The 12,054-nt window shown below is 46.8% G+C and carries 15 protein-coding genes; 3 read left to right on the top strand and 12 right to left on the bottom strand.

The window, feature by feature from the left end:
* Positions 1–4 precede the first annotated feature (4 nt).
* From BUB37_RS14290 to BUB37_RS14345, 12 genes are all read right to left on the bottom strand, one after another.
* Positions 5–970 carry a carboxypeptidase-like regulatory domain-containing protein gene (locus BUB37_RS14290; protein WP_072994495.1) on the bottom strand — a complete coding sequence of 322 codons (966 nt, stop codon included), beginning with the start codon at positions 968–970 and terminating at the stop codon, positions 5–7.
* 49 nt (positions 971–1,019) lie between these two features.
* Positions 1,020–1,247 carry a hypothetical protein gene (locus BUB37_RS14295; protein ID WP_072994496.1) on the bottom strand — a complete coding sequence of 76 codons (228 nt, stop codon included), beginning with the start codon at positions 1,245–1,247 and terminating at the stop codon, positions 1,020–1,022.
* A gap of 22 nt (positions 1,248–1,269) precedes the next feature.
* Positions 1,270–2,034, bottom strand: coding sequence for a tryptophan synthase subunit alpha (gene trpA / locus BUB37_RS14300; protein ID WP_072994497.1), 765 nt, complete (start codon positions 2,032–2,034; stop codon positions 1,270–1,272).
* Between the two features lie 90 nt (positions 2,035–2,124).
* Complete coding sequence (gene trpB / locus BUB37_RS14305; protein WP_072994498.1) at positions 2,125–3,309, bottom strand: tryptophan synthase subunit beta; 1,185 nt, start codon at positions 3,307–3,309, stop codon at positions 2,125–2,127.
* A gap of 59 nt (positions 3,310–3,368) precedes the next feature.
* On the bottom strand, positions 3,369–4,049 hold the full coding sequence (locus BUB37_RS14310) for a phosphoribosylanthranilate isomerase (RefSeq protein ID WP_244526841.1): 681 nt from the start codon (positions 4,047–4,049) through the stop codon (positions 3,369–3,371).
* A 24-nt stretch (positions 4,050–4,073) separates the two neighbouring features.
* Entirely contained in the window at positions 4,074–4,856 is a 783-nt protein-coding gene (trpC, locus tag BUB37_RS14315) for an indole-3-glycerol phosphate synthase TrpC (RefSeq protein WP_072994499.1), read from the bottom strand.
* 27 nt (positions 4,857–4,883) lie between these two features.
* The gene (trpD, locus tag BUB37_RS14320; protein ID WP_072994500.1) at positions 4,884–5,879 is read right to left on the bottom strand and encodes an anthranilate phosphoribosyltransferase; all 996 of its coding nucleotides are present in this window, start codon (positions 5,877–5,879) and stop codon (positions 4,884–4,886) included.
* Between the two features lie 36 nt (positions 5,880–5,915).
* Positions 5,916–6,479, bottom strand: coding sequence for an anthranilate synthase component II (locus BUB37_RS14325; RefSeq protein ID WP_072994501.1), 564 nt, complete (start codon positions 6,477–6,479; stop codon positions 5,916–5,918).
* A gap of 2 nt (positions 6,480–6,481) precedes the next feature.
* Positions 6,482–7,879: an anthranilate synthase component I family protein gene (locus tag BUB37_RS14330; protein ID WP_072994502.1), complete on the bottom strand. Its 1,398-nt coding sequence runs from the start codon at positions 7,877–7,879 to the stop codon at positions 6,482–6,484.
* Positions 7,880–8,122: 243 nt separating this feature from the next.
* On the bottom strand, positions 8,123–8,698 hold the full coding sequence (locus tag BUB37_RS14335) for a YceI family protein (RefSeq protein ID WP_072994503.1): 576 nt from the start codon (positions 8,696–8,698) through the stop codon (positions 8,123–8,125).
* A 65-nt stretch (positions 8,699–8,763) separates the two neighbouring features.
* Positions 8,764–9,396, bottom strand: a complete 633-nt coding sequence (locus tag BUB37_RS14340; protein WP_072994504.1) for an NAD(P)H-dependent oxidoreductase — start codon at positions 9,394–9,396, stop codon at positions 8,764–8,766.
* Between the two features lie 13 nt (positions 9,397–9,409).
* Complete coding sequence (locus tag BUB37_RS14345) at positions 9,410–9,856, bottom strand: MarR family winged helix-turn-helix transcriptional regulator (protein WP_072994505.1); 447 nt, start codon at positions 9,854–9,856, stop codon at positions 9,410–9,412.
* 182 nt (positions 9,857–10,038) lie between these two features.
* Here BUB37_RS14345 and BUB37_RS14350 point away from each other — a divergent pair, with 182 nt between their 5' ends.
* The 3 genes from BUB37_RS14350 to BUB37_RS14360 all read left to right on the top strand — a co-directional run bounded on the left by BUB37_RS14350 (position 10,039) and on the right by BUB37_RS14360 (position 12,053).
* On the top strand, positions 10,039–10,350 hold the full coding sequence (locus BUB37_RS14350) for a rhodanese-like domain-containing protein (protein ID WP_072994551.1): 312 nt from the start codon (positions 10,039–10,041) through the stop codon (positions 10,348–10,350).
* A 99-nt stretch (positions 10,351–10,449) separates the two neighbouring features.
* Entirely contained in the window at positions 10,450–11,724 is a 1,275-nt protein-coding gene (locus BUB37_RS14355) for a DUF2851 family protein (RefSeq protein ID WP_072994506.1), read from the top strand.
* Positions 11,725–11,825: 101 nt separating this feature from the next.
* A complete protein-coding gene (locus BUB37_RS14360) occupies positions 11,826–12,053 on the top strand; it encodes a PspC domain-containing protein (RefSeq protein WP_072994507.1) in 228 nt (75 codons plus the stop codon).
* Position 12,054: the final 1 nt, after the last annotated feature.

Genomic DNA, 12,054 nt, shown 5'->3' on the forward strand with positions numbered 1-12,054 from the left:
TTATTTAGTCTTCAAAAACCCTGAACTCGGCGCCCATGCCGTAATTTCGATGTCCGATTTGGAGCAGTTTTGAGTTGGGGTTGTAGTTTCGGTCAAAGACCTGCCATTTTTTGTCGTTGAAAAAAATGCGGCGAACAAAGGTCCGTTGATCGGCCTCACCCTTTACAAAGGGCAGCAGGGGCCTAAAGGAGGTCGATATTTTTTGGATACCACGGGCCGTTTTAATCTCGCGGTATTTCTTGGTCTCTACCAATTTCCCCTCTTTATCGGCATAGCCCAAAACTTGAATCGAAACAAAAAGTCCCGACTCGGGAATGAAAATGGAGTTGGACAATAGGTCGAGTTCAAAAACCTTATCGGCCTTTTCGTCCATGGCAAAAACGACGTTTTCATAGGGAATGCCCGCACCGGGGCTTCCATTGTTGTTTTCGTAGAACTGCACCCTGAAAATGGTGGCGAACTTACCCTTTCCCTTGGTCTTGTATTCCGATTCGGCATTGACGGGCAAGTAGAGTTTTGATATTTGAGAAACCTGGCCTTCATGGCGTTTGAACAGTACGGCTATCTCGCTTTCCACCGTGGGCAGCCAACAGGCAAAAATATCCTTATGGGTTTCCGCCTTTTGCCGACGCACCCTGAACTTCCCTTTTTTGGGGGCCGAGACGATCACCTCGGCCAGCTGGGCGATCTCGGGCTCCAATTCAACGGTCTGGGTTGGCGTTGCCCGGGGAATCAAAACCGCCTTTTCCGAATAGCCCAGGGCCGAGATATAAAGTGTATCGATGTCGGGATACTTTTTGGCGGAAAAGGTAAAGTGTCCGTCCTCATCGGCAAAGGTGCCCAGTCCGTTACCAAACGATATGGTAGCGAAGGCAACGGGGGAACGGTCTTTGGCATCGATGATCTTGACCTCTTGGGCCTTGACCCAACAGCTTGCAAGGATAAGAATAACGGAGAGGTATCGTTTCATGACGTCGACAATTGGGTACATTGCTGAAAGCCCTTGGGGCCCTTGTACACTATAGAGAACGTGGTTTCCCGATTTTAAGTATGATAAGGCGAAGCAATAAGACAAAGGGAAAACCGTGCAAGACCACATCGAACCAATCCATCAACTTCATGTTTACCGCCCCGCCCATAATCCATTTGATCTTTCCCCAAATGTGGGGTTCGGGAAAAAAGGGGGCCAGGCCAAGCGTGAGGCAGAGCAATAAGACCATTTTCCAATTGTTTATCAGATCGCCCATGGTGGTTTTGTTTTTCCTTCGGTTATCGTATGGTCTTGATAAAGGTCGATATTCCCTCCACGCCGTGACCGTTTAAATGTTTGATAAAGGCCGAACCGATAATGGCCCCTTTGGCCGATTTTGTGGCCTGCTCGAAAGTTTCGGAATTACTGATGCCGAAACCTACGATTTGGGGATTGTTCAGCTTCATGTCGGCAATACGCTGAAAATAGGCTTGCTGCCCATCACCGAAACCCGATTGTGCCCCGGTGACGCTGGCCGAGCTTACCATGTAAATGAATCCGTTGGAAACCGAATCTATAAATCGGATGCGTTTCTCGGAAGTCTGTGGGGTAATCAAGAATACATTGATCAGGCCGTATTTCTCAAAGGTCTCTTGGTATTCCTCGTGATAGACATCTACCGGAAGATCGGGAATGATGAGTCCGTCTATGCCAATTTCCTGGCATTTTTTACAGAAGGCCTCCACGCCATATTGAAGCATGGGGTTAAAGTAGCCCATGATAATAAGCGGAATGGAAACCGATTGGCGGATATCTTTTAGCTGGTCGAAAAGAATTTCGGTCGTCATGCCGTTTTTAAGGGCCGCTGTGGAACTTTGTTGAATGGTGGGGCCGTCTGCCAGGGGGTCACTGAACGGAAGCCCTATCTCGATCATATCGACGCCGTTTTTCTCCAATTGCTGTATGATTTCTACGGTGTCGCCCAGTTTGGGATAGCCGGCCGTAAAATAGATGGAAAGCAATTTGCCTTCTTCCTTCAGTTTTTTGTTGATTCTATTTCCCATAGTTTCAAATGCTGTTTTTCCTTTTAATAGGATGGGCAAGTTCGTTTGGGATGCCGTTTTATAGGGTCCGTAAGATCTTGCCCAAGTATTTTATAGGTTAAAATATTCGATATAGTTGTTGAGGTCCTTGTCTCCACGCCCCGATAGGTTGATGACTACCACATCTTCGGGTTTGAATTTTCGGTGTTCCAAGATCGCTAGTGCGTGCGAAGATTCAATAGCCGGGATAATACCTTCCATTTTAGACAATAGCAAGCCGGCGTTCATGGCATCGTCATCGGTAATGGAGATAAATTCCCCGCGGCCCGATGCATACAGATTGGCATGCATGGGTCCGACCCCGGGATAATCCAATCCTGCGGAAATGGAGTAGGGCTCGGTGATTTGTCCGTCATGGGTCTGCATTAACAAGGTTTTGCTGCCGTGAATGATTCCTACCTTGCCCAAGGCCGAGGTAGCGGCACTTTCGCCACTGTCAATTCCTTTTCCGGCCGCTTCAACGGCTATGATGCCTACTTCCGGAATATCCAGGTAATGGTAGAAAGCTCCCGCGGCGTTACTTCCCCCGCCCACACAGGCCACTACGTAATCGGGATTCTCCCGTCCTTCCTTTTCTTTCAGCTGCCATTTGATCTCTTCCGAAATTACCGACTGAAAGCGCGCTACCATATCGGGGTAGGGATGTGGTCCGACCACACTACCGATAATGTAATGGGTGTCTACAGGGTTATTGATCCAGTCGCGAATGGCCTCGTTGGTGGCGTCTTTTAAGGTTCTACTGCCCGAAAGCGCAGGTCTGACCTCGGCGCCCAACATCTTCATACGGGCCACGTTTGGGGCTTGCCGGGCGATATCGATCTCGCCCATGTAAACGACACATTCGATGCCCATAAGGGCACAGACCGTTGCAGTGGCCACCCCGTGCTGGCCGGCACCCGTTTCGGCAATGATCCTGTTTTTGCCCAACTTTTTGGCCATTAGGATCTGCCCAATGGTATTGTTGACCTTGTGCGCACCGGTATGGCAAAGGTCTTCGCGCTTCAGGTATATTTTAGTATTGTATTTTCTTGAAAGCCGATCGGCAAAATAGAGCGGGGTAGGGCGTCCTACATAATCTTTGAGCAATTGGTCAAATTCCTTTTTAAAGGAAGGTTCTTGCATGATGCGGATGTAGTTCTGCCGAAGTTCCTCGGTATTGGGGTACAACATTTCAGGAATATAGGCGCCGCCAAACTCCCCGTAATATCCTTTTTCGTCCGCTTGATAGGTTTTCATAACAATTTGTAGTTAATATGAAGTTGTAGTACAAAGTAAAAAGTAGGGTTTCATACGTTTTACTCGATACTAAGTACTCTTTTAAATTCCTTTACTTTTTCAACATCCTTTAAACCCGGTTCTATCTCAAACTTACTGTTCACGTCTATGGCGTGGCAGTATTTGGCTTCCGGCCGGGTCATGAATTCCTTTAGGGAATCCACTTCGTTCAATCCGATACCGCCGCTCAAAAAATAAGGTTTGGTAGAGGGGTAGTCTTTTAAAACTTCCCAATCAAAGGCATAGCCATTTCCCCCGGGCAATTTCCCCTTGGTATCGAAAAGAAAGAAATCGCATACGGTTTCATATGGCTTTACTATTCCAAAATCAAAATCGTCTTTAATCGAAAATACTTTGATGATGGCAATGTGTTTTACGTTCTGCTTGAGCTCGGCGCAGTATTCGGGCGTTTCCGAACCGTGCAGTTGCACCAACAAAAGGTCGTGGTCTTGTATGCGTTCGACAACGGTTTGAATGCTGGCATCGACAAATACGCCAACTTTCTTTACCGTATGGGGTACGGGTGGCATTGGGCCCGTAAAATGTCGTTTGGATTTTTCCCAAAAAATAAAGCCGAGATAATCGGGTCTTAGTCCGGCAATTTCGGTCGTGTTTTTGTTCATACCACACACCTTCAGCTTGATTGGGGCATTTTCTATGGTAGAAGGCCCTGATTTTTTGGTCGTGTAATGATAGTCCATTTGAGTCATTGCATTGGGTCGCAATTACGACAATTGTTTAATGAATTCCTTGGCGTTTTCACCGGGATTGTCCGTTTTCATAAAATTTTCCCCGATCAAAAACCCTTGATATCCGTAAGGTTTTAAATTTTTAATGGCCTCTATCGAGCTGATTCCGCTTTCCGATACTTTAACGAACTCGTCCGGAATGAGTTTTGATAGCGATTTGCTGGTCTCCAAACTCACCTCAAAAGTCTTGAGGTTTCGATTGTTTACGCCCAACATGTCGAGGCTGGGCATTATGCTTTTCTGTAGTTCGGCTTCGTTGTGCACCTCTAACAACACATCTAGGTCTAGGCTTTTGGCCAACTCCGAAAAGGTTTTTATTTCCTCCTTCGATAAAATAGCGGCTATCAAAAGAATCACATCGGCACCATGGGCCCTGGCTTCCAAAATTTGATATTCGTCTATAATAAATTCTTTTCTCAATAAGGGCAGGCGTACGGAAGCACGGGCCAATAACAGATCGTCCAACGAACCGCCAAAGTATTTCCCGTCGGTTAAAACGGACATGCCACAGACGCCTGCATTTTCGTATCCGCGGGCTACGTCTTGAACGTTCAGGCCTTGGTTGATTTCCGATTTGGAGGGCGAGCGTCGCTTGTGCTCGGCAATGATGCCGGTTGAACTGTTTCGCAGGGCCTTGCCCAAAGAAACCGTCTCACGTGCGAACAAGACCGAATTTTCCAATTGGGAAACGGGGATAAGCGACTTTCTTAAGTCTGTTTCCTTGCGTTTGTCGGCTACTATTTTGTCTAGAATGTTCATCTTCTATGGGCCCTGGGGTGCCCTTGTTTAGTTTTTACTCAATTCTTGCAGTTTTTTCAAGGCCTTTAGTCCTTTTCCGGTCAATAGCGATTCCTTGGCTTGTTCAAAACCTTCTTTCGGACTCAGGTTCTTTACCGTGGCAATGGCGATTCCCGCATTGGCACAGACTACATTGTTCTGGGCTTCCGTACCTCGGCCTTGCAGTACATTTAAGAATATCTGGGCCGAATCTTCAATGGAGTCGCCCCCGACAATTTGTGACTGTTCTATTTTTTCTACACCAAAATCCTCGGGTTTCAACATGCTCTCCGAATTATTGGAAATGGTTTTGGTATTGCCGGTCAACGAAATCTCGTCATAGCCGTCCAAGGCGTGGAGTACGGTAAATTTTTTATCGGTGTTCTGATAGAGGTAGCCGTACATTCGGGCCAGTTCGAGGTTGAAGACACCGACCATTTGATTCTTTGGAAAGGCCGGGTTGACCATGGGCCCCAACATATTGAAAAAGGTCTTTACGGCCAATTCTTTTCTGATCGGACCTACGTTTTTCATGGCAGGGTGAAATAAGGGGGCATGAAGGACACAGATACCCGCTTGGTCAATCGATTTTTTTAGGAAGTCGGCTTCGTTACTGAATTTGATCCCTAAGAATTCCATGACGTTGCTGCTCCCGCATTTGGAAGAAACCCCGTAGTTGCCGTGCTTGGTTACGTTTACCCCTGCACCCGCCGTTACGAACGACGCCAAGGTAGAAATGTTGAAGGTGTCCTTACCGTCGCCGCCCGTTCCGCAAAGGTCGATTGGGTCGTATTCCGAAAGGTCTACCGCCAAGCACAGTTCCAAGAGGGCGTCGCGAAAACCTTCGAGCTCCTCTATGGCAATGCTGCGCATCATATAGACCGTTAAAAAGGCAGCGATCTGGCTTGTATTGTACTCTCCTTTGGCAATGTTCACCAACACTTTCTTGGCTTCCTCTTTTTCGAGGATATCGTGGTTGATGAGTCTGTTCAATGTTTCTTTCATGATACTCTTCTTACTGTTTTCGGTGGTTTTCGGACTTTAGTTGTTCAACCAGTTGGCAAGGATTTTTTTGCCTTCGGGCGTCAAGACCGATTCGGGATGGAACTGAACGGCAGAAACATCGTAAACCTTATGGCGAAGCGACATGACCTGGCCGTTTTCATCGACCGAGGTGGCCTCCAGGCTTTCGGGAAGGTCGGGACTTACCACCCATGAATGGTAGCGGCCCACCTTTATCTTTTTGGGCAGGCCCTCAAAATTGGGGTCGTCTTTGGTAATGCTGATCTCGGTGGCGATCCCGTGGTACACCTCGTCCAGGTTGATCAATGAACCTCCGAACACCTCGCCTATGGCCTGCTGGCCCAAGCAGACCCCGAAAATACTTTTGGTAGGGGCGTATTTGGTAATAATTTCCTTTAGGAGGCCGGCTTCATCGGGTATTCCCGGGCCCGGGGAAAGCACGATCTTGTCAAAGGCCTCGACTTCGTCCAAGGTCAATTGGTCGTTGCGTTTTACGATTACCTCACAATCCAGGTCTTCTAAATAATGGACTAAGTTATAGGTAAAACTATCGTAGTTGTCTATTACTAAAATTTTCTTCATCTCTATATCGTTTCGGCAATTTTCAAGGCCTTGGTCAATGCGCCCAATTTGTTGTAGGTTTCTTGCAGTTCGTCTTCGGGATCTGATGCGGCCACAAGGCCTGCACCGGCCTGATAGTGCAATTGATGGTTTTTGCTTAAAAATGTACGGATCATTATGGCGTGGTTAAAGTTGCCGTCAAAGTCCATAAACCCAATGGCCCCACCGTAGTAGCCGCGACTGGTCTTTTCGTATTTTTCGATAAGCTGCATGGCCATGTGCTTGGGGGCGCCGCTCAAGGTGCCTGCGGGAAAGGTATCGGCCACCACTTTCATGGTAGGGATATCTTTCTTTTTCTTGCCCACGACCTTCGATACCAAATGGATGACGTGGGAGAAGAACTGTACCTCCCTGTAGTTGGTCACCTCTACCATACTGCCGTTCCGGCTCAGGTCGTTCCGGGCCAGGTCGACCAACATGACGTGTTCGCTGTTTTCCTTGTCGTCTTCGGTAAGCTGCTTGGCCAAAAGGGCGTCTTGTTCGTCGTTACCGGTGCGTTTAAAGGTCCCGGCAATCGGGTGGATTTCGGCCTTGCCGTTTTTTACGATAAGCTGTGCTTCCGGTGAGCTTCCAAAGATCTTGAAATCGCCATAATCAAAGTAAAATAGGTAAGGTGATGGGTTGACCGAACGGAGGGCCCTGTACACGTTGAACTCATCTCCCTTAAACCCTTGGGAAAACCTACGGGAAAGTACCAGTTGAAAAACATCGCCACGTTGACAGTGTTTTTTCGCCAATCGCACGTGCTCTTTGTATTCTTCGTCCTCTAGATTGGAGGTGGCTTCGCCGTCGAGGGAGAAATTGTACGAAGCAAAGGTACGTACGTTCAAAATATGGGCTATTTCGGCCGTGTTTTCGTCGGTGTTAAAACAGTGGGCAAAAATATAGGCCTCGTTCTTATGGTGGTCTATGGCAATGATATTCTGGTACACCGCATAATAGATGTCGGGTATGGCCACCGAATCCTCTTTTTTATTGATTTTAATGTCTTCGTAGTAGCGTACCGCGTCATAGGCCATATAGCCGAAGATACCGTTGTTGATAAACTTGAAATCGCTCTCATCGGCCTCGAACTTTTTGCTAAAGTCGTGAATGACCTTTACCACATCGGTAGCCGCATTGATTTCCGTTTCACGCGACGTTTGGTCGGGAAACCGTTCGATAATGGTTTCGTTCTCGATCCTTATCGAGGCGATCGGGTTGCAGCAGATGTAAGAGAAGCTGTTGTCGTTGGCGTGGTAGTCGCTACTTTCGAGCAAGATACTGTTGGGAAAGCGGTCCCTGATCTTTAGATAGACGCTGACCGGGGTAATGGTATCGGCGAGAATTTTTTTGTGATAGGATTTTAACTTGTACTTCATAGTGATCGTATTCAAAAGGAAAAGGCTTGTCGTGATTGACAAGCCTTTTTATAGTTTTACTACAATGATGCTCAGCTCACGATATCTGTCGAGAGTTGTTCCACCACCAAGTATTTGTATTAATTCCGTTCATTGGACCAAATATAGAAATCATTTTTAAAACCACAAACCGATTTGTTCGAAAAAAATAAAGCCCTGCAATCGCGTTAACGGCAGGGCTTGGATTTCCATTGTCGGACCGATTTAAAATTCGAGGTCGACTACCAGGTCGAACTCGTCGTAAATCGTTTTATCGCCCAGATTTTCGAAGAAACTGCCCGATCCGTATTTTACATCGTACTTGGTCCTGTCTATTTTTACGTTGGCGGTAGCTTTGCTCCCGTAAACCGATACATCAAAGGTAACGGGTTTGGTAATACCTTTAATGGTAAGGTCTCCGGTTACCTCGTATGCATTTTTTCCAGTGGCTTTTACTTTGGTAAAGACCAATTTTGACGTTGGGTGCTTTTCTACCCCGAAAAAATCGTCGGATTTTAAGTGACCTTCGAGCTTTCCTTTTCCTTCGCCGCTCATATCGGTAGAGACCAAACTGGTCATGTCGGCCACAAATTCGCCTCCGGTCAGTTTATCGCCATCGAAGATAAGTGTTCCGGACTTCAGGTTTACCGTTCCGGTGTGCGAACCGGTAACCTTATAGGCTTTCCAAGTGATGGTGCTGGCATCGGTTTTTACTTCTTTTTTTTCTTCCGTGATTGGCTCGGTTGCGGTGGCAACACCAAATACTAGGGCCAAGGCCATGCTGAATACTCCTTTTTTCATGATTTAATTTAGTTAATAGTTAATAGTTAATAGTAATTAGTTAATAGAATAATTAGGGTAAACGTTTATAAATAGGTGATTAAATTCTCTATGGGTCTTCTGACCTTTTTATAGTGTTGGGTTTGGTCTTCCTCGGATCGGTACCCAAGGGCAACCAATACGGCCGCGTTCAAATTTTCCTTTTCAAGGTCTAGAATGGTATTGAATTGTTGAGGGTCGAAACCTTCCATGGGGCACGCGTCTATCTTTAAATCGGCCGCTGCCGAGAGTAGGTTGCCCAAGGCAATGTAGGCTTGCCGGGAAGTCCATGCCGCTTTTTCCGGGTCGGACAAGGGCAATAGTTTGGACTTCATCATTTCTCCATATCCCTTAAGTGCTTCGGGCGGAATGCCCCTGGTCATACTCACGTTGCTCAGGTAGTCGTCTATGAGTTCATCGCCGAAGGTGGTTTGGTTGGCAAGAACGATAAGGTGCGAAGCCTCGGTGATCTGAGCTTGTCCCCACGCTGCCGGTTGTAGCCTGGCCCTTAATTCCGGGTCTGTCAACACCAATACTTTATAGGGTTGTAACCCGTAGGAGGATGCGCTTAGTGAAAGGGCCTCCGTTAAGGTTGCCATGTCATTGTCGGAAATTTTCCTGTCCTTATCGAATTTTTTGGTGGCGTAGCGCCAATTTAGGTTGTCGATATAAGTACTCATCTTTTTATGTTAATTAAAATTTATCCAATAGGGCGTTAAGTTTTGTCAAATCATCGCGGTCGAGGTTGGCCAAAATTTCATTTTCTGCCTGTTCCATGGCCTTGTCCATTTGTAACAGCATCTTTTCGCCCTCTTCCGTGATACGTATTTCAACCTTTCTCCGGTTGCTGGGGCAGACCTTTCTGTCTACAAGTCCTTTTAAAATCAACTTGTCTACCAACCTTGTGGTATTGCTCATTTTAGTGACCATCCTTTCGTTCAGGGTAGATAGGTTGGCCGGCCTGCCCTTTTGGCCCCGAAGGATCCTCAGAACGTTGAATTGCTGAATCGACACACCAAAAGGCCTTAGGGCCGCATTGGCAGTATCGCTTATTTTGTTGTGCACCAAACTAAAGTGGATGATCGTCCTGCGTTCCAAGGGTATTTTCTTATCCGTCTTTAGAATCTTCTCAACATTCATGTTGTTACAATATTTGTATATACAAATGTAATCTGGTTTTTGGAATATTCCCCCATGGTGACTCACAAATTTTTGTTAATGCGTATAAGGGGTGCGGATAGGTGAAAAAAATGTATTTTTGGTGTTTGAATATAACTGAGGCATACGGCAGTTCGAACCGTGGCAAATTAAAATATCGATGTATTATGGATTTATCACAGGAAGAGTGGCGCGAACAATTGGAAAACGACGACAATGCGTTTATTTTGGACGTAAGAACCCCTGAAGAGGTAGAGGATGGGTACATACCCGGTGCCACCAATATTGATATACATTTGGGGCAAGGTTTCTTGGACGAGATCGAAAAACTTGACAAAACCAAGTCGTACTACGTATATTGCAGGTCGGGTGCGCGAAGTGCACAGGCATGCAGTATTATGAACAGTGTCGGCTTTGAAAAGGCCTATAACCTTGAAGGTGGTTTTATGAACTGGGAAGGCGAAGTCGCCGAATAAGGAAGAGCGGTCGTTGGACCAGGGTTTGGAATATAAAAGTTCAAGGGCGATACAAAGTGCTTGGACTTTTTCTTTTTTATAACCTAAATAGCGAATAAAATGCGCGAAGACTTGCTCCATTTTATCTGGAAGTACAAAAAGCTTTCAATAGGGGAGTTGTTTTCTACCGACGGGGAGCCGATAGAATTACTGGACGTCGGTACCCATAATCATTTGGCCGGTCCTGATTTTTTCAATGCCAAGGTGAGTATCGGCGGGCAACTCTGGGCCGGCAACGTTGAGATCCATTTAAGGTCGTCCGATTGGTATGCCCACGGCCATGAAAAAGATCCCAACTACAACAACGTCATTCTACACGTGGTCTGGGAGCACGACACCGAGGTTTTTCGAAGCGACAATTCCCCATTGCCCAGCCTGGAGCTCAAAAACTACATATCGGAACGGGTACTGACGAACTATCGGGCCTTGTTCGATAAACGCGACGTGTCGTTTGTCAACTGCGAAAGGAACCTGGCCCAAGTCGATTCGTTTGTAATGGGCGCTTGGCTCGAGCGTTTGTACTTTGAAAGGCTCGAGCGCAAGTCGAACGGCGTGGCCGCCCTGTTGGCCGCCTCGAACAACGATTGGGAAGAAGTACTGTTCAAGCTACTGCTTCGCAGCTTCGGGTCAAAAATCAATGCCGATGCCTTTAAGGGCCTGGGCGAAGCCCTTGAATTTAAGGTGGTGAGAAAGTTGCGGCCCGATCTGATGAAGTTGGAGAGCGTTCTTCTGGGCATGGCCCATCTGCTTTCCGATGAAACTGTACACGACGGGTATTACATAGGGCTAAAGCAAGAATTCGAGTATCAAAAAAGTAAGTTCGGTCTGGAAAACGAGGCCGTTCGACGTCCCAGTTTTTTTAAATTGCGCCCGGCCAATTTTCCGACCCTAAGGCTGTCCCAGCTCGCCAACCTGTACCATGCCCACGAGACCCTCTTCGCCAAGGTGGTCGGAAGCTCGCATGTCAATGAGCTCTATCGACTATTCGATGTGGGGGCGAGTCCCTATTGGCAGAACCATTTTTCGTTTGGGAAACCATCGAAAAATAGTGCAAAGCGGCTGACCAAAAAGTTTATTGACCTGTTGATTTTGAATACCGTGCTTCCGCTGAAGTTCTGCCATGCCCGAAAAATCGGTATGGCGGTGCACGAAGAAATCCTCGGAATCATCGCCGGCCTTGCGGCAGAGGAAAACTCGATCATATCCAACTTCAAAAAACAAGGGGTATCCGTCAAGAACGGCATGGAAAGTCAGTCGTTATTGCAATTGTACGATTACTACTGTACAAAAAATAAGTGTCTTCAATGTCGCATTGGGGCCAGCTTATTGCATTGAAATGATTAATTTTGGAGGAAGGCTCGGCCCAAGTGGGGAACGCAAGCATGTTTTTGCAGGGTAACCATCGATGGTATCGTCGTCCTAAATTTTTTTGACCAATGGACTTTTTTTATCGACTTCTCTATTATTTTCAAAAGCGGGGTTTTGAAGTGTGCCGTAGAATTGCCGAGCGACTTGGTATCAGGGCCAGGGTAGTTCGAACGTCCTTTATTTATTTGACCTTTGTTACCTTGGGCTTCGGTTTTGCCCTATACCTGTTCCTGGCTTTTTGGTTGAGGATCAAAGACCTTGTTTATACCAAACGAACCTCCGTATTTGACCTCTGAA

Source organism: Pseudozobellia thermophila, assembly GCF_900141855.1.
In the GTDB taxonomy this organism is placed as follows: Bacteria; Bacteroidota; Bacteroidia; order Flavobacteriales; family Flavobacteriaceae; genus Pseudozobellia; species Pseudozobellia thermophila.